A 23,043-nucleotide genomic window follows, 5' to 3' on the forward strand; every position below is an offset into this window, starting at 1 on the left:
GGGGGCCTCGCTGGGAATGCTGTGGCCCGCCCCGCGCGGGGGGCGCCCCCCGCCCGGGCGGGGCCCCCGCGCCCGGGGGGGCCCCCGTCCGCGTGTCCTGGGGGTGACCCCGAGGGGAATTCATCCAGAAGCCAGGGTCATCTCCGACCTTCTACTGATGCCCGGAGCGGGTGCACGGCGGACTCTGGAGTACGTGCAGGAGTACCTGGAGTACGTCACCCAGATCGCGCTGGCCTCCCCGTGGCTGCTCGGGGTGATCGTCGCCATGGCCGTGGTCGACGCGCTGCTCCCGGTGGTGCCCAGCGAGGCGCTCATCATCGGCGCCGGCGTGGCCGCCGCGGGCGGCCAGCAGGACCTGCTGGTCGTGATCGGCGCGGCCGCGCTGGGCTCGTTCATCGGCGAGGTCGCCGGCTACGTGATCGGGCGGGCGCTCGGCCCGGCCGTGCGCGGGCGCCTCGGCGGCGGCCGCGCCGCCGCCTACGACCGCGTCGCCGCACTGCTCGCCCGCCGCGGCGGCACGGTCGTGCTGACCGCGCGGTTCCTGCCCGGCGGCCGGACGGTGGCCACCCTCGTGGCGGGCGCGATGACCTACCCGACCGGGCGGTTCCTGGCGTTCACCGCGCTGGGCACGCCGCTGTCGGCGGCCTGGTCGGCGGTGCTGGGCTACCTCGGCGGGGCGACCTTCGCCCAGAACCCGCTCTACGGGCTCGCGTTCGGGCTGAGCCTGGGCACGGTGGCCGGCCTGGTGCTGGGGGCCGTGCCGAAGCTGCGCGCCCGCCGCGCCGCCACCCGGCCCGCCCCCGCCCCGGTCGCCGTCGTGGTGCCGCAGCAGCGGGTTCCCGAGGGCGACGCGGGCGGGGTCGAGCCGGTGCGGGTGCTCACGGGCGCAGCAGCGTCTTGATCATCCCGTCCTGCTTCGCCTGGAAGGTCGCGTAGGCCTGGGGTGCCTCCTCGAGCGAGACCCGGTGGGTGGCGAAGTCGTCCACGCCCAGCGGGTCGCCGTCGACCAGCAGCGGCAGGATCTGCGGCACCCAGCGCCACACGTTGGCCTGGCCCATCCGCAGCTGGACCTGCTTGTCGAACATGGTCAGCATCGGCATCGGGTCGGCCATCCCGCCGTACACGCCCGACAGCGAGATCGTGCCGCCGCGGCGGACCAGGTCGATGGCCGCGTGCAGCGCGCCGAGCCGGTCCACCCCGGCGGTCTTCATGAACGGCGCGGCCAGCGCGTCCGGTAGCAGCCCGACCGCCTGGTGGGCGACCTTGGCGACCGGCGAGCCGTGCGCCTCCATGCCGACGGCGTCGATCACCGAGTCGGTGCCCCGCCCGTCGGTCAGCGCGCGCACCGCCTCGGTGAGGTTCTTGGGGTGCGCCTTCAGGTCGACGACCTCGATGCCGTCCTTGCGGGCCCGCTCCAGCCGCTCGGGCACCAGGTCGACGCCGATGACGTTCTCCACCCCCTGGTAGCGGGCGATCCGGGCGGCCATCGCCCCGATCGGGCCCAGGCCCAGCACGGTGAGGCTGCCGCCCTTGGGCACGTCGGCGTAGGCGACGGCCTGCCAGGCCGTGGGCAGCACGTCGGACAGGTAGACGAACCGGTCGTCCGCCGGGCCCTCCGGCACCTTGATCGGGAGCGTGTTGCCGAACGGGACCCGCAGGTACTCGGCCTGCCCGCCGGGGACCTGGCCGTAGAGCTTGGTGTAGCCGAACAGCGCGGCGCCGCTGCGCTGCGAGCGCACCTGGGTGGTCTCGCACTGCGACTGCAGGCCCTGCCCGCACATGAAGCAGGTACCGCAGGAGACGTTGAACGGCACCACGACGCGGTCGCCCACGGCGACCTCGGTGACCTCCGGCCCGACCTCGGCCACCACGCCCATCGGCTCGTGGCCGAGGATGTCGCCCTCGTCCAGGAACGGCCCGAGCACCTCGTAGAGGTGCAGGTCGGAGCCGCAGATCCCGGACGAGGTGATCTTCACGATGACGTCGGTGGGGTCCTGGATCCGGGGGTCGGGCACGGTGTCCACCCGGACGTCCCGCTTGCCGTGCCAGGTGACTGCGCGCATTGCTCGTCCTCCAGTGCCGGTCGATGGTGATCCCGTCTCGGCTACCCGGGCCCGACCGGCTCAACCGCGCGTGTCGACGCGAGCGATCCGGGTAGCCGACCGGCATGACCCAGAGCGCACCGACCCCGAACGCATCCTCCGACCCCGCCCCGCTGGCCCTGGTCACCGGCGCCTCCAGTGGAATCGGCCGCGAGCTGGCCCGCGTGTTCGCCCAGAACGGCTTCGACCTGATCATCGCGGCCGAGGACGCCGGGATCGGGGTGGCCGAGACCGAGCTGCGCGCGCACGGCGGTGCCGTGCAGGCCGTCCGCGTCGACCTGCGCCGTCCCGCGGGCGTCGACGAGCTGTACGCGGCCTGCCGCGCCGCGGGCACCCTCGACGCCGCGGCGCTCAACGCCGGCGTCGGCCAGGGCGGGCGGTTCCTCGACATCGACATCGCCGACGAGCAGTCCCTGATCGACCTCAACGTCTCCTCGACCGTGCGGCTGGCCAAGCACGTGCTGCGGGACATGGTCGCCCGCGGCGAGGGCCGCGTCCTGATCACCTCCTCGATCGCGTCCACGATGCCGGGCACCTACCAGGCCGTCTACAACGCGTCCAAGTCGTTCCTGCAGTCGTTCTCCGAGGCCGTGCAGGCCGAGCTGCGCGACGAGGAGGCCGACGTCACGGTCACCGCGCTGATGCCGGGACCGACCGAGACCGAGTTCTTCCACCGCGCCGACATGGACGACACCAACGTCGGCAGCTCCTCGAAGGACGACCCCGCGCAGGTCGCCGAGCAGGGGTTCAAGGCGCTGCTCAAGGGCGAGGACAAGGTGTTCGGCGGCTCGGTGTCCAGCCAGGCGCAGGGCAAGCTCTCCGGCCTGCTGCCCGACCGGCTCAAGGCCGCCATGCACAAGCGGATGGCCGCACCCGGCAGCGCGAAGTAGGCCCGACCGAGGCCGACAGCGACGCGGCACGTCGGACAGGGCGAAGCGGTCGACGGTGACCGTCCCCACGCCCCGGCCGACGGCCGCGCCGTCCGGCATACCCTCGGCCCGACCGACCACGGATCAGGAGCACGGGTGACGACGGACGAGCGGTACCGGGGCACACCCGGCGGCCTCACCCAGCAGCTGGGCAACGGCTGGCACGCCCGCCTCGATGTGCCCGACGGCTTCCTGGAGATGATCGACGCGCTGCGCGTGCTGCAGGACCGGGTGACCGCCGCGGCCCCGCCGCGGCCCCGCCCGCCGACCTCGTGGCCGACGTGACCAGGACGGTCGCCGAGCTGTCCGCGCGGCTGGCCGCGCACGCCGTCGACGAGCGCAGGCAGATCACCGGGCACGTGCCGGATGTGCCCGGCCGCGGCCAGACCCTCACCCCCGTGCTCGTCCTCGACGACCACGACGAGCAGCGGGCGAGCGGGCGGGTGAGCTTCGGCCGGTACTACCTCGGCGGCAACGGCGCCGTGCACGGCGGGGCCATCCCGCTGGTCTTCGACGACCTGATGGGCAGGCTGGCCAACACGGGGGCGCGCAAGCCGTCCCGCACCGCCTACCTGAAGGTCGACTACCGCAGCATCACCCCGATCGAGCAGGAGCTGCGGGTGACCACGTGGTTCGAGTCCGAGCAGGGCCGCAAGCGCCTGCTGCACGGCACCCTGCACCACGGCGACCGGCTGTGCGCCGAGGCCCAGGGCCTGTTCGTGGAGCTCAAGCCCGGCCAGCCCTGACCTCCCGCCCCGGGTCGGTCAGCGGCCCGTCCAGACCGGCGGGCGCTTCTCCAGGAACGCGCGCACGCCCTCGGCGGCGTCGTCGGAGGCCCGGACGGTGGCCGCGGCGCGGTCGGTGGCCGCCCAGCCCTCGTCGTCGGGCCCGATGGCGCGCTGGGTGGCGGCGAGGCACTCGCGGACGGCGACCGGCGCGTTGCGGCACACCCGCTCGGCCAGGGCGAGCGCGCCTGCCAGCGCCTCCCCCGGCTCGGTGAGCCGGTTGACCAGCCCGAGCTCGTGCGCCCGCTGGGCCGGGATCGGGTCGCCGGTGAGGACGAGCTCGCGGGCGACGTTGTGCGGCAGGGCGCGCGGGCCGCGGAACAGCGCCCCGCAGGTGGGCACCAGGCCGATGGTGACCTCGGGCAGTCCGAACCGGGCGTCGCGGGCCGCCACCACCATGTCGCAGGCCAGCGCCAGCTCCAGGCCGCCGCCCAGGGCGAGGCCCTCGACCGCGGCGATCAGCGGGGTGGTCCGGTGCCTGCGGACCAGGCCGTACTCCCCGCCGCGCTCGGTGACGTAGTCGCCGCCCGCGGTCAGGTCGCTGCCCGCGGAGAACACGCCGTCGGCGCCGGTGAGGACGGCGCAGCGGATGTCGGGGTCGTCGTCGACGCGGTTGAAGGCGGCGTCCAGGCCGTCGGCGGTGGCCCGGTCGACCGCGTTGCGCCTGCGGTAGCGGTCGATCGTCACCACCAGCACGTGCCCGTGCAGCTCGGTGCGGACCGGGCTCACGGTCATCGGCGTTCTCCCTGCTCGGGGTGGGGTTCGACGCCTCGACCCTACAGCCCGGACCCGCGAATTGAGTATGCTACTCGGGTCGACGGCGCCACCCGGTCACCGTCGTGGCGACCCGATGGGAGCACGATGGCCGACCTGTTCGACCTCACCGGCCGGGTGGCGCTGGTCACCGGCGGCAGCCGCGGCCTGGGCAGGCAGATGGTGCTCGCGTTCGCCGACGCCGGTGCCGACGTCGTGATCGCCAGCCGCAAGGCCGACGCCTGCGAGGCCACCGCGCGGGAGGTCCGCGAGCGCGGCAGGCGCGCGCTGGCCGTGCCCACGCACGTCGGGCGCTGGGCCGACCTGGACGCGCTGGTCGAGGCGGCCTACGCCGAGTTCGGCCGGGTCGACGTGCTGGTCAACAACGCCGGCATGTCGCCGCTGGCGCCGTCCTCGGTCGAGACGTCCGAGGAGCTGTTCGACAAGGTCGTCGGGGTCAACTTCAAGGGCCCCTTCCGGCTCACCGCGCTCGTCGGGCAGCGGATGGCCGACGGCGACGGCGGCTCGATCATCAACGTCTCCTCCTCCGGCGCGCTGATGCCCAAGCCGCGCTTCGGCCCCTACGCCGGGGCCAAGGCCGCGCTCAACGCGCTGACCACGGCCTTCGCCCTGGAGTTCGCCCCGAAGGTGCGGGTGAACACGATCTCGGCCGGGCCCTTCCTCACCGACATCGCCGACCACTGGCCCGAGGAGGACCGCCGGCGCAGCCGCAGCGCGATCGGGCGACCGGGCCGGCCGGAGGAGATCGTGACGACCGCCCTCTACCTGGCCAGCCCGGCCTCCAGCTTCACCAACGCCACGATCGTCCGCGTCGACGGCGGCCTCTACTAGGCCTGCAGGGCTCGGATGGGCGGCACCCGACCGGCCCGCGCGGCCGGCAGGGCGGCGGCCAGCACGGCCAGCACCACCACCCCGACGACCAGGGCGGCGAGCTGCACGACCGCGCTGGGCACCAGCCCGTCGCCCAGGTCGAGCACCCGCGCGCCCAGCAGGCCGTAGGCCGAACCGATGACGGCGCCGAGCAGCGCCGCACCGGTCCCGGTGAGCGCGGCCTCCCAGGCCACGGTGGCCCGCACGCCGCGGCGGGAGAGCCCGACCGCGCGCAGCAGGCCCGTCTCCCGGGTGCGCTCGGTGACCGAGAGCATCAGCGTGACCGCCACGCCGACCACCGCCACCAGCAGCGTCATCCCGACCAGCGCCAGCCCGATGGCCCGCATCGCGAACAGCATGGTCTCCAGCTCCGCGCGCACGTCGGAGGCGAACTGCACGGACGCGCCGGGCAGCCCGTCGACGGCGGCGTCCACGGCCTGCCGCACCGCGCTCGGCTCGACGCCCGGTGCCGCGTCGAGGAAGACCCCCGTCCCGTCGGCGCGGACGACGACGAGCGCGGGTTCCGCCCCCAGCCGGTCGGCCAGCGCCGCCGGGTCGTCCGCGGTGACGGCGACATCGCCGGGGAACAGCGCCTCGATCGAGCTCTCCGCGCGCTCCTGGGTGGCGGCCAGCGCGACCAGCAGGCCCGCGGTGAGCCCGACGCCCAGCGTGAGCACCGAGACGGTGGCCGCGGTCCGCCGCGGCACCTGGGCGGCGTTGGCCGTCGCCAGCCGCCCCGGGGCCCTCCCGAACGCGGCGACCACCCGTCCCACCGTCGCAGCCAGACCCCTGACCAGCACCGGACCCGCCGTCACCAGCGCGGCGAACAGCACCATCCCGGACGCGGCCAGCAGCGCCAGCGCGGCCTCCGAGACGTTCTGCGGCTCGGTCCCGGTGACGACGTAGACGGCCATGGCCACCGCCGCGGCGGCCAGCGCCCCGGCCAGCAGCAGCCGCGGCCCGGGCCGCGGCGCCCCGGACTCGCCCGCCGCGGCCGCCCCCAGCGCGGCCACCGGCGGGATCCGGGCCGCGGCCAGCGCGGGCGCGAGCGCGGCCAGCACCGTGGCCAGCACCGCGATCAGCAGGCAGCCCAGCATCCCGACCCACGGCACGGCGAGCACCGGTGCCGAGTCCGGCCCGAGCAGCGCGAGCACCCCGGTCACGCCGTAGCCCAGCAGCACCGCCGCCCCGACCCCGAGCGCCCCGGCGACCAGCCCGGACACCGCGGCCTCGGCCAGCACGGCCCGGACCACCTGCCCGCGCCGGGCTCCGACGCAGCGCAGCAGGGCGAGCTGGGTGCGCCGCTGGGTGAGCACGATCCGGAAGGTGGAGGCGACCACCACGGCCGCGGCCACCATCGCCAGCCCGGCGAACACCCCGACGCCGAGCAGCACGCTCGACACCGCCCGCGACGCCGACTCGACCTCCGCCAGCCGCTGCTCGTCGCCGGTGCGCACGGCCTGCGGCGCCCCGACGGCCGCGCCCACGCCCGCCACGAGCGCCTGCGGGTCGGTGCCGGGCGCGGCGGCCACGTCGATCTGGGACAGCACACCCCCGATCGACCCGACCGCCTCCGGCGTCCCGATGACCGTGTTGACGCCGTCGTAGGGGACCTCGACGACGCCGGTGACGGTCACCGTGCGCGCCGGTCCCGCGTCCGGCGTGATGGTCAGCGAAGCGCCCGGCCGCAGCCCCGTCCGCTCCGCGGTGCCCTCGCCCACGACGACCTCGTCCGGCGCGGCGGCGACCCGGCCCTGCACCGGCGCCGGCAGCCGCGTCAGCGGCCCGAGCATCGGGTCGGACCCGATCTCCCAGCGGGTGGTCGCGCCGGCCCCGTCGACCGGCAGCAGCGCCGTCCACGCCGGCACGACCTCGACGACGCCCGGCACCCCCGCCACGGCGGCCACGAGCGCGGCCCCGTCGGGCTCGGGGACGGCCAGCTCCTCGGCCAGCACCACGGCCGCCGCCCCGGCCGGGGTCTGCTGGGTGCGGTCGGCCACGTACCCGCGCAGCGTCTCGGCCAGCAGCAGCGTGCCGGCCGCGAACACCGTCGCCACCAGCACCGCCAGCCCGGTGAGCAGCAGCCGCCCGGGCCGGCGCCGGGTCTCGGCCAGCAGCGCGCCCGCCGCCGGACCGATCACCGCCCCACCCCGGACAGCGCGGGCCGCTCGGTGCGCCCGGTGCGCCCGGTGTGCTCAGGCCGGGCGGCCGACCGGCGGCGCGCCCCCACTTCCTCCACCCACGGGAACAGCGCCATCGTCAGCAGGACCAGCACCCCGGCCATCCAGCCCGCGACGCCCAGCGTCGCCCAGATCACGTCCACCATGGCCGGAACGATCTCCGAGCGAGCGGTGCGGGCACCTCGGCCGGAGGTCCGAACCCGCACCGCCCCCTCGTACTTCCGGCCGAGTCGCGGGGTTTCTCCGCGAGCGGGCCGGGCCCGGCGGGCTAGTTCATGATCGCCTCACGCGGCAGCCCGAGGATCCGCTCCGCGATGACGTTGCGGCTCACCTCCGACGTCCCCCCTGCGATCGTCATGGCCCGCTGGTACAGGTAGTTGAGCGTCAGGTCCGGCTCGCCGCCGGTGACGGCGGCCGCCCCGGCGATCCGCATGCCCAGCTCGCTCACCCGCTGCCCGTGCTCGGCGCCGAGCAGCTTGCTGACGTTGCCCTCGACCGACGGCTCCGCGCCGATCACCGCGCGCTCGACGGCCCGCAGGTTGAGCAGCTCGATGCCCGCCTCCTCGGCGATCAGCGCGCCGACCTGCCGGGTCAGCCCGATGTCGCCGGGGGTGTGCCTGTCCACCAGGCCGAGCAGCTTGCGGGCGGAGAAGCCGGCCCGCTGCCCGCCGATGCTGACCCGCTCGTTGGCCAGGGTCGCCCGGGCCACCCCCCAGCCCGCGCCCGGCTCGCCGACCACGTCCTCGTCGGGCACGAAGACGTCGTCGAAGAACACCTCGTTGAACATCGAGTGCCCGGTGATCTCCTTCAGCGGGCGCACCGTGACTTCGGGCGCGGTCAGGTCGATCACCATCGCGGTGATGCCGGCGTGCTTGGAGGCGTCGGGGTTGGTGCGGATGGTGGCCAGGCCGCGCTGGCAGAACTGGGCCCCGGAGGTCCACACCTTCTGCCCGGTGACCCGCCAGCCGCCGTCCACCTTGACCCCGCGGGTCTGCACGGCGGCGGCGTCGGAGCCGGCGCCGGGCTCGCTGAACAGCTGGCACCAGACCTGCTCGCCGAGCAGCCCGGGGCGGACCCAGCGCTCGATCTGCTCCGGCGACGCGGTCTGGGTGAGGGTGAGCAGCACCCAGCCCCCGATGCCGTAGTTGGGCAGGCCCAGCCCGACCAGCTCCTGCTCCAGCACCAGCTGCTCGACCGGCCCGGCCTCGCGGCCGAACGGCCGGCGCCAGTGCGGCACCAGGTAGCCCTCCTCCAGGGCCAGCCTGCGCTTCTCGCCCTCGGCGGCGCTGCGGTAACGCTGCGCGAACTCGCGCGCGGTCGTCCGGAACCGCTCGGCCTCCGGGGGCAGCGCCACGTCGTGCTTGCGGCGCACGCCTGCCGCGACACGGGCCGCGACGTCGGCGGTGGCGGCGTCGAGCGGGGCGGCGAGCGCGGACAGCGCCGTGGCCCGGCGCAGGTACAGGTGGGCGTCGTGCTCCCAGGTGAAGCCGATGCCGCCGTGCACCTGGATGTTCATCCGGGCGTTCTGCAGGTAGGCGTCGACCGCCACGGCGGCGGCGGTCGCGGCGGCCAGGTCGGCCTGCCCGTCGTCGCCCTCGGCGCGGGCGGCGTCCCACGCGGTGGCCACGGCCAGCTCGCTGCGGACCTGCATGTCCGCCAGGTGGTGCTTGATCGCCTGGAAGCTGCCGATGATGCGGCCGAACTGCTCGCGCACCTTGGCGTAGGCCAGGGCCATGTCCAGGGTGGCCCGAGCGCCGCCGGCCGCCTCGGCCGCGGCCAGCACCCGCAGCAGCCGGGTGGCCGACGCGGCCGCGCCGACCAGCACCTCGCCGGAGCCCTCGACGGCGACAGCCGCGACGCCCAGCGACGGGTCGAGCCCGTCGCGGGCGGACACGCGCACGGCGTCGCCGCGCAGGACGACGACGTCGTCGCCGCTGCGGACCAGGTGCAGCGCCGCCCACACCGCGCCCAGCGCCGGACCGGCGTCGCCGCGCCCGTCGCTCCCGATCGAGCCGGCGACGGCGAGCGAGGCCGGAGTGCTGCCGTCGGCCAGCCCGGGCAGCAGCGCCGCGCGCTGCTCGTCGGTGCCGTGCCGCGCGACCAGCGCGGACGCGACCGCGGTGGGCAGCAGCGGGCCGCCGTGGACCTCCCGGCCCAGTCCCTCCAGGACCACCGCCAGCTCGGGCAGCCCGTAGCCGGAGCCGCCGTGCTCCTCGGGCAGGTGCAGCCCGGTCCAGCCGAGCCCGGCCGACTGCTTCCACAGCGGGTCGGGGTCGGCGCCCGGGACCGGCGGGTCCACCGCCGCCCGCCGGGCCGCGGCCCGCGCCCCCTGCTCGACCGCGAACTCACGCACGACACCGCTCAGGTCGGCGTGCTCCTCGGTGATCGCCAACGCCATGCCAGGCACCCTCTTCCGCTGACCGCTCCGTCCGGTCGAAGAGTATTCGCTTTGCGGCCACGGCAGCAGCCCCCCGCGAGCGGAGAGCCCGGACCCCGACGACACCCGGATTAGAGTGCCCGGAAATCCCCCCGCCGCCCCCACCCCGTCGAGAACGAACTCGTCGCCCTTTTGGACCGGTCCAACCGACAACAGGTTCGTTCTCGACGGGGTCAGCGGGCGGTGGCGTGGCGGGCGCCGAGGTAGCCGAAGATCGCGGCCGGGGCGATCGTCGCGCCGGCGCCGGGGTAGGTGCGGCCCATGACCGACGCGCTGGTGTTGCCGGCGGCGTAGAGCCCGGGGATCACCCGGCCGTCGGTGTCGAGCACGCGGGCGTGCTCGTCGGTGAGCAGCCCGCCCTTGGTGCCCAGGTCGCCGGGCACCAGCTCGATCGCCTGGAACGGGCCGCGCTCCAGCGGGCCGAGGTTCGGGTTGGGACGCACCGTGGGGTCGCCGTAGTAGCGGTCGTATGCGGTCCGGCCGCGACCGAAGTCCTCGTCGACGCCCGTGGCGGCGAACCGGTTGAACCGGTCGACGGTGGCGCGCAGCCGGGCCGGTTCCATGCCCAGCGCGGTGGCCAACTCCTCGACGGTGGCCGCCTCGACCAGCGTGCCGGCCCGGCGCAGCTTCCTCCCGGCCACCGCGAGCGCGGTGAACAGGTAGCGGCGACGGTGGCGGCGCTCGACGACGAGCCACGACGGCACGGCGCGCACCGCCTCGTCGCGCTCGAGCATGTGGTGGCCGAAGTCGACGTAGCTCTCCGACTCGTTGAGGTACCGCTCGCCCGTCCCGTCGACGACGATCGAGTAGGGGAAGGAGCGCTCCCACAGCACGAACTGCGTGGAGCCGTCGGGCATCGGAACCCCGGCGCCCCACCAGGCGTCGTCCATCAGCGCGACGTCGGCGCCGATCTTCTGCCCCAGCGCGATCGCGGTGCCCTGGTCGCCGGTGGCGGCGGAGCTGTAGCCGGGTATGCCGTGGTGGCGCTTGCGCCACTCGGCGTTGTGCGCGAACCCGCCCGCGCCCAGCAGCACGCCCTGACGGGCGCGGACGGCCATGGTCTCCTCGCCCGCGCCGACCAGCGCCCCGACCACGGCGCCGTCCTCGACGACGAGGTCGACCACCGGGGCGTCCAGCAGGACCTCGGTGCCCTGGGTGCGGACGATGTGCATGAGGCTGGCCGACAGCGCCGTGCCAGTGCCGTAGAGGCGGCGGCGGCGCACCGCGCCGAGCAGGCTGCGCAGCACGAACCGGGCGCCGCGGACGAACCCGTCGGGGGTGGACCAGGCCCGGGCCAGCAGCCACACGTCGTCGGTCTTGAGCGGCAGCGGCGGCAGCCCCTCCCCCGCGCGCGACCGGGCGAACCACTCCCCGAGCTTGCGCGTGTCGAACGGCTCCACCTCGACCGAGCGGCCGATCATGCCGCCGGGGCGGTCGGGGTAGTAGTCGGGGTAGTCCTTCGCCGCCACCCAGCGCACGCCCAGCCGCTGCAACAGCCCGAAGAACCCGGGCACGGCCTCGACGAAGGCCCGCCGGCGCGCGGGCGAGCCGGCCGGCCCGACGTCGCCGACGACCTCGTCCAGGTAGCGCAGCGCGTTCTGCACGGAGTCGACCGCGCCCAGGCCGGCCATCAGCGGGTTGGCCGGCAGCCAGAGCCCGCCGCCGCTGAGCGTGGTCGTGCCGCCCCACTTGTCCGTGCTCTCCACCACGAGCACGTCGGCACCGGCGTCCCGAGCCGTGATCGCCGCGGTGAGCCCGGCGGCGCCGGTCCCGGCCACGAGCAGGTCGACCTCGCGGTCCCAGTGCGTCGGCATCGCGCCTCCCCCACCGGACAATGTTGTCCGGTAGCTACCGTACCGGGGTGCCCGGTGACCGTCGAGCGAACCGCGGGCCCGGGGCCGCCGGGGCCAACCGCAGCGCGCTGCTCACCGCGGCCCGCGAGGTCTTCGCCCGCCGGGGCCTCGACGCCCCGCTCAGCGCGGTGGCCCGGCGGGCCGGGGTCGGCCAGGGCAGCCTCTACCGGCACTTCCCCGACCGGGTGAGCCTGGCGCTGGCCGTCTTCGACGAGAACCTGGACGCGTTGGAGCGCGCCGCCGCCCACCCCGACGCCACCCTGGCCGGTCTGCTGGCCGCGCTGACCGAGCAGGTGGTGGCCTCCACCGCGTTCATCGACCTGCTCGCCGGCGCCTCCGACGACGCCCGCCTGGCCGAGCCGGCGCGCCGCGTCCGCGCGGCGCTCGGCCCCGCGCTGGCCGCGGCGCGCGAGGCGGGCACCGTGCGCCCCGACATCGACCTCGACGACCTCCTGGTGGCGATCGCGATGGTCGCCGGGGCGGTGGCCGGTGCGCCCCCGGACCGGCGGCGCACCGTCGCCCGCCGGGCCTGGGAGCTCATCGGGCTGGGCTGACGCCCGGGTCAGCCGGGGCCGCCGGTGGTGGCCTGCGCGGTCATCCGGTCCATCAGCACCCGGCGCAGCACCTTCCCGCTGGGCAGCCGGGGGAACTCCGCCTCGATGCTGACCGACGTCGGCGCCTTGAAGTGCGCGATCCGCTCGCGGGCGAAGGTGCGCAGCTCCTCGGCGAGCGCGGCGTGGTCGGCGCCGGGGTCCGCCGGCTGGACGACGGCGTGCACCCGCTGGCCCATCTCCTCGTCCGGCAGCCCGATCACCGCGACGTCGGCGACCGCCGGGTGCAGCACCAGCACGTCCTCCACCTCGCGGGGGTAGATGTTCACGCCGCCGGAGATGATCAGGTCGGCGCGCCGGTCGGACAGGTAGAGGAAGCCGTCCTCGTCGACGTGGCCGAGGTCGCCCAGGGTGCTCCAGCCGCGGTCGTTGTACGCGGCGGCGGTCTTGTCCGGGTCGTTGTGGTAGGTGAACCCGACGCCCTCGGCGGCGAACCAGACCGTGCCGACCTCGTTGGCGCCCAACTCCTCGCCCTCGGCGTCGCAGATGTGCACCTCGCAGTTGACCGGCAGGCCGACCGAGCCGCGGCGCTGCAGCCAGGTCGCGCTGTCGATGAGGCACATGCCGTTGCCCTCGCTGCCGGCGTAGTACTCCAGCAGCACCGGACCCCACCAGTCGATCATCTTCTGCTTGACGTCGACGGGGCACGGTGCGGCGGCGTGGATGGCCATCCGCATGCTGGACAGATCGAACACCGCCCGCTCCGCCTCGTCCAGCTTCAGCATGCGGACGAACATCGTCGGCACGAACTGGCCGTGCGTGGTCCGGTGGCGCCCGATGAGCTCCAGCGCGGCGCGGGCGTCGAAGCGCTCCATGACCACGACCGTGCCGCCGTTGCGGATGGTGCCGATCGACCAGGCCAGCGGGGCGGCGTGGTAGAGCGGGCCGGGGCAGAGGTAGACCGTGTCGGGGCCGAAGCCGAACGCCTGGCCCAGCCGCTGGTCCAACGCGTTCCCTGTGCCGAAGGGGGCCCCGCTGAGCTGGGGCAGGATCCCCTTGGGACGGCCGGTGGTGCCCGAGGAGTACCACATGTAGCCGCCCTCGACCTCGTCCTCGATGGGGGTGGCCGGCAGGTCGGCGACGGCCTCGTCCAGCGACTCCTGGCCCTCGACCCGGCCCACCGTCACCCGCGACTCCAGGGTCGGCGACGCGGCGGCCGGGGCGGCGATGTCCTCCAGGTCGGCGGCGGAGATGAGCATCCGGGCCCCGCAGTCGGCCACGATGTAGGCGGCCTCGGCGGCGGACAGGTGCCAGTTCACCGAGGTGTGCAGCAGCCCGGCGCGCTGGGCGCCCCAGATCACCGGGAACACCTCGGCCTGGTTGCGCAGCAGGATCGCCACGTGGTCGCCCGGGCGCAGGCCGCGGCGGCGGAACAGCTGGGCGATGCGGTTGGAACGGTCCTCCAGCTCGCGGTACGACGTCGTCGCGCCGGTGCCGCCCATGATCACGGCGGGCTTGTCGCCGTGCGCGGCCGCCAGGGTGCTCAGGTGCATGTGCGGTCCCACCCTCCCCAGGCCCGGTCTCCGTCGACCCGGGTCCATGGCGACGATAACCGGCGCGTGCGGCCGTGGTCAGCCATTGAGTACCCGGCTTTCTCCGTCGGGACGGGACGGCGGCGCCCGGCCCTGTCACCCGTTCGCGCGCCGCGACCAGGGCGAAGCGGATTGAGTGACCGTCATTCTCCGGTGGGGCGTTGACACGCCCGCCCGGCCGCCGTCGAATGGGGCGACGATCACCGACCGGCGAAGGGGCCCGGCTGATGGCAGACCGCGGCGACGGGGCTCCCCCGCGCTACCGCGACCTCCCCGAGACCGACGGCGGCGCCCGGTCCGGGTGGCACCTGTTCGGCGAGGACGACTCCGTCGGGCTGCTCAACCTGGTCACCCCGGCCAAGGCCGTGCAGGCGGCGGGGCTGGTGCGTCGGGGCGCGGTGTTCCCGCTCGACCTGGCCTCGGACTTCCTGGACCCGCCGCTGTTCGGGCGCGGGTTCGCGCGCCGCACGACGCTGGTGACCCGGCCCGGGGCCGCCCTCGACGACGTGCACGACAACTTCTACCCGCAGTCGGGCAGCCAGTGGGACGCGCTGGCGCACGTCGCCTTCGACCGCGACCGCTTCTACAACGGCCGCACCGCAGCGGACGTCGACGGCGGCGCCAACACCATCGACCACTGGGCCGCCCGCGGCATCGTGACCCGGGCGGTCGTGCTCGACCTCGCCGGCGCCGTCGACGAGCGCGGCGGGCCGGGCACGGCGGTCGCGCTGACCCCGGCCGACCTCGAGGCCGCCCGGGAGGCGGCCGGGGTGGAGGTCACCACCGGCGACGTCCTGGTGCTGCACACCGGCTTCCTGGACTGGTACGCCACGCTCGGCCGGGCCGAGCGGGTGCGCATCTCCCACCGCGACGCGCTGCGCGCCGCCGGGATCGAGCACACGCCGGAGATGGCCGAGTACCTGTGGGACCTGCACGTCGGCGGGGTCGTCACCGACGCGCCCGCGCTGGAGGTGTGGCCGCCCGACCACCGCCGCGAGGCGTGGCCGTGGGGCTTCCTGCACCAGGTGCTGATCGGGCAGTTCGGGCTGGCCATCGGCGAGCTGTGGTGGCTGCGCGACCTCGTCGAGGACTGCCGCGCCGACGGCCGCTGGGAGGCCATGCTGTCCAGCACCCCGATGAACGCCAGGGGCGGCATCGGCTCGCCGGCCAACGCGCTCGCGGTCAAGTAGGCCGCCGTGCGCACGCTGCGGATCCGGCAGGTCGCGGTGGCGGCGGCCGACCGCGACGCGGTGTCCGAGGTGTGGCGCCGCGAGCTGGGGCTCGGCGAGCCCTTCCACGACCCGGTGGTCGACCGGTGGGGGCTGCACAACGCGGTGTTCCCGGTCGGCGACGCGTTCCTGGAGGTGGTCAGCCCGCACACGCCGGGGGCGGGCTCGCCCGCCGAGCGGCACATGGCCCGGCAGGGCGGCGACTGCGGCTACATGGCGATCTTCCAGGTCGACGACCTCGACGACGGCCGCCGCGTCCTCGCCGCGAACGGCATGCGGTCGGTGCTCGACGTCGACCACGACGACATCCGCTCCACCCACGTGCACCCGGCCGACGTCGGCGCGGCGATCATCTCGCTCGACCAGCCCGTGCCGCCGTCGTCGTGGCGGTGGGGCGGGCCGGGGTGGGCGCAGCGGGCGCGGGCCGTCGTCGCGGACGGCATCGCCGGGGTGCGCCTGGTCGGCCCCGACCCCGGGGCGCTGCTGGAGCGGTGGGCGCGCGCGCTGGCCGTGGAGCCGCGGGGCGACCGGCTGGTCCTCGACGACCGGTCCACGGTGACGGTCGGCCCCGGCGAGCGGGCCGGGCTGGTGGGCGTCGACCTCTGGGCGGCGCCGGGCGCGGCGCAGGTGTCGTTCCAGGTCGCCGGTACGCGGTTCCGTTCCGTGCGGCGGTGACTACCGTTCCGGCATGATCCCTGCCGGCCTCGCCGCGGACGCGGGCACGACGGTGCTCGCCACGCTCGACCCCGCCGCCCCGCTGGACGACCTGGAACCGCTGGTCGAGAGGCTGCGCGGGGCCAGGGTGGTGGCGATCGGCGAGACCGCGCACTTCGTCCGGGAGTACGCGCTGCTGCGCCACCGCCTGCTGCGGTTACTGGTGGAGCGATGCGGGTTCACCGCGTTCGGGATGGAGTCCGGGTTCAGCGAGGGCCTCGCCGTCGACGCCTGGACGCGCGGCGGCCCCGGCGACCTCGCCGACCTCGGTCGCGACGGCATCACCTACCGGATGGGCCGCTGCCCGGAGGTGCGCGCGCAGCTGGCCTGGATGCGGGCGGCGGGCCTGCCGTTCGCGGGGCTGGACGTGCCCGGCTCGAACGCGTCGCCGCTGCCTGCGCTGCGCGGCGTGCGGCGCTACCTGGAAGTGGCCGACCCGCAGGCCCTGCCGCTGGTCGACCGGCTGGTCGCGCAGGTCGGGCGCTACGCCGACGAGCACGCCCCGCCCGCCCAGCGCCGCTACGCCGGGCTCTCCCGCGCCGACCGGGACGCGATGACCGCCGGCCTGGCCGACCTGGCCGTGCACCTCGACGCGCTCGACGACGGCTCCGAGGCCCACGACGTCGCGCGCCACGAGCTGCGCCTGGGCTGCCTGCTGGACCTGGGGATGCGCGGCCTGATGGCCATGCTGACCGAAGGGGGCCCACCGACGGGTGTCACGGCCCGCGACCGCGGGATGGCCGAGACGGTGTTCCGGATGCTGGAGCGCGGCGGGCCGGGGGCGCGGGTCGTCGTGGGCGCCGCGAACAGCCACATCCAACGCACCCCGATGCCGCTGCCGGGGGTGGGCGAGCAGTCGGTGCTGGGCAGCCACCTGGCGGCCCGGCTCGGCGGGGCGTACGTGGCGATCGCGGTGACCGCGGCCGCCGGCACCACCACCAGCCGCCGCGCCGACCCCGACGCCCCCGGCGGGGTGGCCGTGGTCGACGTGGAGCTCGGGGCCCCGGTCGCCGGCAGCATCGAGGCCGTGGTGCCCGGCGGGCACCTCGTCGACCTGCGCGGCGCGCGGGGCCCGGGGCCGGAGCGGATCCGGGTCCTGGACGCCTACCAGCCCGTCCCGGTGCTCCAGGCGTTCGACATGGTCGCCGTGCTCGACCGCATCTCCCCCGTCGACCGCACCGAGTGGGCCCCGTGACCCCCTGAGGGCGGTCCGCGCCGACCCGGGAATCGGCGGCGGGCCGGGCCGGGAGGCTGGTATACCGGGTTATGTGATAGCTGGCTATCACTACCGCTCTGCCACCGACCGACGGGGGACAACCGCATGAGCGAGACCACCACCGCCCCGACCGAGCTGCCGGTCTACATGCTCCGCGACGGGTTCGACCCGGCGCCCGAGCTGGGCGCCCTGCGCGAGACCGAGCGGGTCGGCCGGGCTCGCAGCCCGTTCGGGATCGACGTCTGGGTGCTCACCCGGCACGACGACGTCCGGGCGGCGCTCGCCGACTCCGCCCGGTTCAGCAACGCCGCCCCCGTGCGCGGTGTCCCCGGCATGCCGAAGATGGACGAGGCCACGATCCGGCGGATGCGCGCGGGCAACCCGCTGCTCGTCGACCCGCCCGAGCACACCCGGCTGCGCCGGTTCCTGACCCCGGAGTTCACCGTGCGCCGGATGCGCCGGCTGGAGCCGCGCATCCACGAGATCGTCGACGAGCGCCTCGACGCGATGCAGCGCTCCGGCCCGCCCGCCGACCTGATCGCGGAGTTCGCGCTGCCCGTCCCGTCCCTGGTGATCTGCGAACTGCTCGGCGTGCCCCCCGAGGACCGGGCGGGCTTCGAGCACCGCACCGGGCGGCTGCTCAACATGTCCATCCCGGTCGACGAGCGGATGCGCCTGCAGGCGGAGTCGCGCGCGTACATGTCCGGGCTGGTCGCGCGCGAGCAGCGCGAGCCCGGCGAGGCCATGCTGGGGATGCTGGTCCGCGAGCACGGCGACGACCTGAGCACCGACGAGCTCATCGGCATCGCCAACATCCTGCTCATCGCCGGGCACGAGACCACATCGAACATGCTCGGGCTGGGCACGCTGGCCCTGCTGCGCCACCCCGACCAGCTGGCCCTCCTGCGCGACGACCCCGACGCCGTCGGTCCCGCCGTCGAGGAGCTCCTGCGCTGGCTCTCGATCGTGCACACCGGCGTCGTGCGCACGACCACCACGGAGGTGGAGATCGGCGGGACGCGCATCCCCGCCGGGGAGCTGGTCGTCTTCGCGCTGCCCGCGGCCAACCGCGATCCCGGCGCCACCACCGATCCCGACCGCCTCGACGTCACCCGCGGCGAGGTCGGCCACCTGGCCTTCGGCCACGGCGTGCACCACTGCCTGGGCGCGCCGCTGGCCAGGCTGGAGATGCGGGTGGCGTACCCGGCGCTGCTGCGCCGCTTCCCCGGGCTCGCCGAGGTGCCGGGCACGGCCGCCTTCCGCTCGTTCCACGTGGTCTACGGCCTGACCGAGCTGCAGGTGACCTGGTGAGCGACGCGGAGACCGCCACCGTCCGGGTGATCGCCGACCGCGACGTCTGCATAGGCGCCGGCATGTGCGTGTACGCCGACGACACCGTCTTCGACCAGGACGACGACGGCCTGGTCGTGCTGCTGGTCGAGGAGCCGCCCGACGGCGAGGGCGTGCGCCGGGCGGTGCAGACCTGCCCGTCGGGGGCGCTGCGGCTGGCCGGGCGCTGACCGTCCCCCGGTCCGCATCCGGGTGTTAACGTGCGCAAATGCCCGAAATCCGGCGGCGGTCCGACGCGGTGCGCAACCGCGCGCGGATCGTCGCCGCGGCCGTGTCGGCGTTCGACGAGGTCGGGCCGCAGCTGCGCCTCGACGACCTCGCCGAGCGCGCGGGCGTCGGCGTCGCCACCGTGTACCGGCTGTTCGGCAGCCGCGACGGGCTGGTGCAGGCCGCCTTCGAGACGGTCTTCGGCGCCGAGATCGAGCCGCTCGCGCAGGCCGCCCGGGAGGCGCCCGACCCGGCGACCGGGCTGCGCGACGTGCTCGGCGCGACGCTGGAGCGGGTCGCCGCGCACCGCGGGCTGTTCCGCGCGGCCCGCGAGACCGGCGCCGTCGGCGTCGACATCGCGGAGCGCTACCTGCGCGACCTCGACGACGTCCTCCGCGCCGCCCAGCGGGCCGGTGCCGTGCGCACCGACGTCGCCCTGCGCGACGTGGCCGCCGTGCTGGTGATGGTGCTGGCGGTGGTGCGCGACGGTGACCCCGACGGCGCCGATCGCCGCCGCTACCTGTCGCTGCTGCTCGACGGCCTGCGTCCGGGCGCGCCCGCGCTGCCGCCACCGGCCCCGGGGGGCTGGGAGCCGCCGGTGCCGCCGCCACGCGGTGAGTGCTCACCGGTCGGGTAGCCCCCCGCACAGCCGTATGCAGCGTGAGTTCACGGCGCCGTATCGCCGCCGTGTTCGGTCCGACTCCGGCCGTCGGTACCAACGAGACCATGACCCGCCCGCCCGCACCCGGCCCGAGCGGCAGGGCCGCCGCCGTCGGCGACCTGTTCGCCGCGCTCGAGGGTTTGCTGATCTCGTACCAGGCCCTGCCCGACGAGCAGCGGGACACCCGCTGGGACGCCGAGGCCGAACTGATCACCGGGGCGGTGGCGCTGCACCTGAGCACCGCCCGCGGCCGCATCGCGGCGCGCTCCGTGCCGTCCGCGCCACCCCGGGCGGTGCCCGCACCGACCGACCGGCCAGCCGCTCCCCGACTCAGCGCCGGGACCGACACCGACATCGATACCGACATCGACACCGGCATCGAGCCCAACGACGACCGCCGACCGGCCTGATCCGCCGGCGCGACCGCGACACGCGGCGGGAACCCGCCATCCACCCCGTTCGACCTCGGCGGTGTGCGGCCGTACGCCACGACGGATGGCCGCTCTGCTCAACAGACTAGGCCGAACGGCTGTGCTGAGCGCCCACCTCCGGCGCAGCCGCCTGCGTCCCGGCCACGGCCACGTCACGAATCGCCGTTCCGTTGCGCGGCGATCACCACGCACCGTCTACCATCCACCCGGGTTCACCGGCAGGATCTGTACTGCCCGTGATCGATCGGGCTTTCGGCAGCGGGGAGGTCTGGTGGGGGGCAAGCACTCCAGCGGCTCTCCGCACCGCCGGGCGGGTGTGCGCGACAGCGATCTCATCGGGCCCGCGGTACCGACCGCGGGCGGCACCGCCTCCGGCGCGACCCCGCCCCCGCGCAACCGTCGCCGCGCCGACCGGCACAACGGCCCCCGCGCCGCGCTGACCACCACGCTCGCCGCCGGCATGGTCGCCGTCGCCACGGGGTCGGTCGCGTACACGACGGCGCTGCAGCCCCTCGCCGGCGCCGGCGCCGGCCCGGTCGAGACCCCCGAACCGGAGCCGACGACCACCGTCCCGGCCCCCGCACGGCCCGGCGCGACCGACGCCGACGACGTGCCGGTCGGCGCCGGCGGCCGGCTCGACCGCCCGCACAAGCAGCAGGCCCCGCTGGCCGCAGGCCCCCGCCTCGGGCTGCCCCTCGACGACGACACGGTGCGGCTCCCGGTCGTGGTCCCCGGCCCGTCGTTCGAGTTCGAGAACCCCCTGCTGCCCGTCCCCGACGGCCCGCCCGCCCCCGTTCCGGCCCCGCTCGCCGGACCGGCCGAACGGGTCATCGCCGCACCGGCGCAGCAGGCCATCCAGAACACCGCCGCTCGGGTGGACGTCCCCGACCGTGCGCACCAGTCCTCGCCCTCCGGCCCCGGCTCCGGAGCGGGCGAGCGCGTGTCCGCCGCGAGCCACGCGAGCGACGACGGGCACCGCGGCACCGGTAGCGGGCACAGCGACACCGGCCGCGCGGCCGTCGTCCCCGACTGGTTCGAGCGCGCCGCCGTGCACGGCGGCTCCACCGAGGTCCGCGAGCACCCCGCGCCCGCCCCGACCGACCGGGGACGCGACGCCCACGACGACCACGACGCCGACGAGCGCGGGTCCGAAGCGTCTGACGACCGCCGGGCGGCCGAGTCGTCGCCGTCGCGCCAGTGGGCCTCCGAGCAGTGGTTCCAGCCCGGGAAGGCCGAGCGGGCCCTCCCGGACGACGGGAAGTGGGCCAGCGACGAGTGGTTCGGGCCCGGCCCTGCCGAGGACTCCTGGACCAGCGACCAGTGGTTCGACGGCCACGGGACCGAACGCCACGACGACGGCGACGACCAGGAGCGGCACGCCGACGAGGAGTCCGACGACCGCGGCGACGGTCACGCGTCCGCCGACGACGAGCGCGACCGCCCGGGTGACGACGGCGACGGGTCCGACCGCGACGACTCCGCCGACGACAAGTCCGACCGCGACACGTCCGACGAGGACAAGACCGACGACGACAAGACCGGGGACGACAAGTCCGACGACAGGTCCGACCGCGACAAGACCGACCGCGACAAGTCCGATCACGGCGACTCGGACGAGAAGTCCGACGACGATCCCGACGGCGGCGGCTCCGGCAAGTCCGACGCCGAGTCCGACTCCGGGAAGTCCGACGAGAGCGACTCGGACAAGCGCGAGGACAGCGGCTCCGACGAGAAGCGCGACCACGGCTCCGACGACGGCGACCGGGGTTCCGACCGCGACGACCGCGGCTCCGACCGCGACGACCGGGGCTCCGACCGCTGACCCGCCGCCGTCCCGGTCAGGCGGCGGCGATCCGGTGCTGGCGCACCCACGCCCGCAGCCGCGGCACCAGGTGCTCGTAGAGCTCCGGGTCGATGCCCATCCCCGTGTGGCTGCTGCGCACCTCGACCCACTCCGCCGCCGGGTCGCGGCAGGACTCCCACCCGACCACGCCGTCGTCCCGGGAGAAGATCGCCACCGCCGGCACGGACAGGGGCGCCGTCAGCCCGTCGAGCGTGGTGTCGCGGCAGGTGCCGGCGATGCACTCGCGGTCGAGCAGGCCCGGCAGGCCCAGCGCGGACATCCGGACCAGCACCCCCAGTAGCAGCGGGGCGAGCCCGCGGGCGTCGAGGGGGTCGAGCACGGGGCTGCCCAGCATGACCAGCCCGCGCACCAGCTCGGGGCGGCGCACCGCGACCAGCCTGCTGAGCCATCCGCCGCGGCTGTGCCCCAGCAGGACGACCGGGCCGCCGGTCGCCCGGGCGTGCTCGACGACGCGCTGCTCCAGCCGGTCGACGAGGTCGCCGGTGCAGCCGAGGTTGAGCCAGAGCCGGGCGCCGGTGGGCCGGTAGCCGCGGCTGCGCAGCCACCGCCGCAGCACCGCCATGCTGGGGTCGGAGCCGCCGAATCCGGGCACCACGACCACTCCGACGCCGTCGCCGTCGCGCGTGGGCGCGGCCCAGACGGGGTGGCGGCGCAGGCGGACGCGACCGACGCCGAGGACCGGTCCGAACTCGCGGTAGAGCGCGCGCGCCAGCGTTCGGGCGCCCGTGGCCACGTCTGCTGCTCTCACCTGGTGATCTCCCCAAACTCGTCCCATGGCCCGGACGATTCCGGGGTACTCACTGCCATGTTCCCAGACCTGCCGTCGGACCGTCGCCTCACGAACGCCGAGCAGATGCAGCTCGCCGACCTCGAACGCCGGCTCACCGAGGACGACCCCGAGCTGATCCGTCGGTTCTCGACGGGAGGGTCGACGGTGGAGCCGCTGCCCAAAGCGGCCCTCGCGGTCTACGCGGTGGTGGCCTGCGCGCTGCTGCTGGCGGCCGCCTTCGTCGGCGGTGTCGGTGGCGCGGCGGCGGTCGCCGGGTCGATCGCGCTGACCGCCCTCCTGCTGCTGGTGCCCCGGCTGCGCGCACTGCGCAAGCCGCGCCCGGTGGCCCCGCCGCCGCGCAAGCCCGCCGCGTCCTAGTGGCCCGTCCAGCAAGGTTGATGGATATCGGTGGATCCAGGTGTTCGCTGGCAAGGCGCCGGTCGGCCCTCGTACCTGGCGTACTCGGGTCGGCCGGCAACGCAGCCAGCGGGCACCTGGGCCGCCGAGATACCCGTCGAACCTTGCTGGA

Annotated in this window: 23 protein-coding genes; 15 read left to right on the top strand and 8 right to left on the bottom strand. The window is 75.6% G+C overall.

What is annotated here, in order from left to right:
• The first annotated feature begins 157 nt into the window (after positions 1-157).
• Positions 158-901, top strand: coding sequence for a DedA family protein (locus KDL28_RS37145; protein WP_252446183.1), 744 nt, complete (start codon positions 158-160; stop codon positions 899-901).
• On the opposite strand, the gene KDL28_RS37150 is transcribed toward KDL28_RS37145, so the two are convergent.
• Positions 879-2,063 (bottom strand): zinc-dependent alcohol dehydrogenase, encoded by a 1,185-nt coding sequence (locus KDL28_RS37150; protein ID WP_252446184.1) that lies wholly within the window; start codon positions 2,061-2,063, stop codon positions 879-881. The genes KDL28_RS37145 and KDL28_RS37150 overlap by 23 nt on opposite strands.
• Before the next feature lie 104 nt (positions 2,064-2,167).
• Here KDL28_RS37150 and KDL28_RS37155 point away from each other — a divergent pair, with 104 nt between their 5' ends.
• The 3 genes from KDL28_RS37155 to KDL28_RS37165 all read left to right on the top strand — a co-directional run bounded on the left by KDL28_RS37155 (position 2,168) and on the right by KDL28_RS37165 (position 3,777).
• Positions 2,168-2,992 (top strand): SDR family NAD(P)-dependent oxidoreductase, encoded by an 825-nt coding sequence (locus KDL28_RS37155; protein ID WP_252446185.1) that lies wholly within the window; start codon positions 2,168-2,170, stop codon positions 2,990-2,992.
• Between the two features lie 135 nt (positions 2,993-3,127).
• Positions 3,128-3,316, top strand: coding sequence for a hypothetical protein (locus KDL28_RS37160; RefSeq protein WP_252446186.1), 189 nt, complete (start codon positions 3,128-3,130; stop codon positions 3,314-3,316).
• A complete protein-coding gene (locus KDL28_RS37165; protein ID WP_252446187.1) occupies positions 3,313-3,777 on the top strand; it encodes a PaaI family thioesterase in 465 nt (154 codons plus the stop codon). The genes KDL28_RS37160 and KDL28_RS37165 overlap by 4 nt, the downstream gene beginning before the upstream one ends.
• A gap of 18 nt (positions 3,778-3,795) precedes the next feature.
• Here the strand turns inward: KDL28_RS37165 and KDL28_RS37170 are convergent, their stop codons facing one another.
• The gene (locus KDL28_RS37170) at positions 3,796-4,551 is read right to left on the bottom strand and encodes an enoyl-CoA hydratase-related protein (protein WP_252446188.1); all 756 of its coding nucleotides are present in this window, start codon (positions 4,549-4,551) and stop codon (positions 3,796-3,798) included.
• Between the two features lie 126 nt (positions 4,552-4,677).
• Here KDL28_RS37170 and KDL28_RS37175 point away from each other — a divergent pair, with 126 nt between their 5' ends.
• Positions 4,678-5,421, top strand: a complete 744-nt coding sequence (locus tag KDL28_RS37175) for an SDR family NAD(P)-dependent oxidoreductase (RefSeq protein ID WP_252446189.1) — start codon at positions 4,678-4,680, stop codon at positions 5,419-5,421.
• Here KDL28_RS37175 and KDL28_RS41930 read toward each other — a convergent pair.
• From KDL28_RS41930 to KDL28_RS37195, 4 genes are all read right to left on the bottom strand, one after another.
• On the bottom strand, positions 5,418-7,601 hold the full coding sequence (locus KDL28_RS41930) for an ABC transporter permease (RefSeq protein ID WP_252446190.1): 2,184 nt from the start codon (positions 7,599-7,601) through the stop codon (positions 5,418-5,420). The two genes, KDL28_RS37175 and KDL28_RS41930, sit on opposite strands and share 4 nt — an antisense overlap.
• Positions 7,598-7,786 (bottom strand): hypothetical protein, encoded by a 189-nt coding sequence (locus KDL28_RS37185; protein WP_252446191.1) that lies wholly within the window; start codon positions 7,784-7,786, stop codon positions 7,598-7,600. Before KDL28_RS37185 ends, KDL28_RS41930 begins: the two co-directional genes overlap by 4 nt.
• Before the next feature lie 122 nt (positions 7,787-7,908).
• Positions 7,909-10,038, bottom strand: a complete 2,130-nt coding sequence (locus tag KDL28_RS37190; RefSeq protein ID WP_252446192.1) for an acyl-CoA dehydrogenase family protein — start codon at positions 10,036-10,038, stop codon at positions 7,909-7,911.
• A gap of 212 nt (positions 10,039-10,250) precedes the next feature.
• Positions 10,251-11,891 carry an FAD-binding protein gene (locus tag KDL28_RS37195; protein WP_252446193.1) on the bottom strand — a complete coding sequence of 547 codons (1,641 nt, stop codon included), beginning with the start codon at positions 11,889-11,891 and terminating at the stop codon, positions 10,251-10,253.
• A 47-nt stretch (positions 11,892-11,938) separates the two neighbouring features.
• Here KDL28_RS37195 and KDL28_RS37200 point away from each other — a divergent pair, with 47 nt between their 5' ends.
• Entirely contained in the window at positions 11,939-12,484 is a 546-nt protein-coding gene (locus KDL28_RS37200; protein ID WP_252446194.1) for a TetR family transcriptional regulator, read from the top strand.
• Positions 12,485-12,492: 8 nt separating this feature from the next.
• Here KDL28_RS37200 and KDL28_RS37205 read toward each other — a convergent pair whose 3' ends face one another.
• On the bottom strand, positions 12,493-14,034 hold the full coding sequence (locus KDL28_RS37205; RefSeq protein ID WP_252446195.1) for an acyl-CoA synthetase: 1,542 nt from the start codon (positions 14,032-14,034) through the stop codon (positions 12,493-12,495).
• A gap of 266 nt (positions 14,035-14,300) precedes the next feature.
• On the opposite strand from KDL28_RS37205, the gene KDL28_RS37210 reads away from it, so the two are divergent.
• The 8 genes from KDL28_RS37210 (at position 14,301) to KDL28_RS37245 (ending at position 21,703) form a co-directional block, all read left to right on the top strand.
• A complete protein-coding gene (locus tag KDL28_RS37210) occupies positions 14,301-15,263 on the top strand; it encodes a cyclase family protein (RefSeq protein WP_252446196.1) in 963 nt (320 codons plus the stop codon).
• Between the two features lie 6 nt (positions 15,264-15,269).
• Positions 15,270-15,977, top strand: coding sequence for a VOC family protein (locus KDL28_RS37215; RefSeq protein WP_252446197.1), 708 nt, complete (start codon positions 15,270-15,272; stop codon positions 15,975-15,977).
• Between the two features lie 13 nt (positions 15,978-15,990).
• Positions 15,991-17,211, top strand: a complete 1,221-nt coding sequence (locus KDL28_RS37220; RefSeq protein WP_252446198.1) for an erythromycin esterase family protein — start codon at positions 15,991-15,993, stop codon at positions 17,209-17,211.
• Between the two features lie 126 nt (positions 17,212-17,337).
• Complete coding sequence (locus KDL28_RS37225; RefSeq protein WP_252446199.1) at positions 17,338-18,543, top strand: cytochrome P450; 1,206 nt, start codon at positions 17,338-17,340, stop codon at positions 18,541-18,543.
• Positions 18,540-18,752, top strand: a complete 213-nt coding sequence (locus KDL28_RS37230) for a ferredoxin (protein ID WP_308216117.1) — start codon at positions 18,540-18,542, stop codon at positions 18,750-18,752. The genes KDL28_RS37225 and KDL28_RS37230 overlap by 4 nt, the downstream gene beginning before the upstream one ends.
• Before the next feature lie 38 nt (positions 18,753-18,790).
• Positions 18,791-19,426, top strand: a complete 636-nt coding sequence (locus KDL28_RS37235) for a TetR/AcrR family transcriptional regulator (protein WP_252446200.1) — start codon at positions 18,791-18,793, stop codon at positions 19,424-19,426.
• Positions 19,427-19,515: 89 nt separating this feature from the next.
• Entirely contained in the window at positions 19,516-19,860 is a 345-nt protein-coding gene (locus KDL28_RS37240) for a hypothetical protein (protein WP_252446201.1), read from the top strand.
• Between the two features lie 292 nt (positions 19,861-20,152).
• Positions 20,153-21,703: an MSCRAMM family adhesin SdrC gene (locus KDL28_RS37245; RefSeq protein WP_252446202.1), complete on the top strand. Its 1,551-nt coding sequence runs from the start codon at positions 20,153-20,155 to the stop codon at positions 21,701-21,703.
• Between the two features lie 16 nt (positions 21,704-21,719).
• On the opposite strand, the gene KDL28_RS37250 is transcribed toward KDL28_RS37245, so the two are convergent.
• Positions 21,720-22,493, bottom strand: coding sequence for an alpha/beta fold hydrolase (locus tag KDL28_RS37250; RefSeq protein WP_252446203.1), 774 nt, complete (start codon positions 22,491-22,493; stop codon positions 21,720-21,722).
• Between the two features lie 57 nt (positions 22,494-22,550).
• On the opposite strand from KDL28_RS37250, the gene KDL28_RS37255 reads away from it, so the two are divergent.
• Positions 22,551-22,892 (top strand): DUF3040 domain-containing protein, encoded by a 342-nt coding sequence (locus tag KDL28_RS37255; protein WP_252446204.1) that lies wholly within the window; start codon positions 22,551-22,553, stop codon positions 22,890-22,892.
• Positions 22,893-23,043 lie beyond the last annotated feature (151 nt).

The organism is Pseudonocardia humida, from assembly GCF_023898865.1.
In the GTDB taxonomy this organism is placed as follows: Bacteria; Actinomycetota; Actinomycetes; order Mycobacteriales; family Pseudonocardiaceae; genus Pseudonocardia; species Pseudonocardia humida.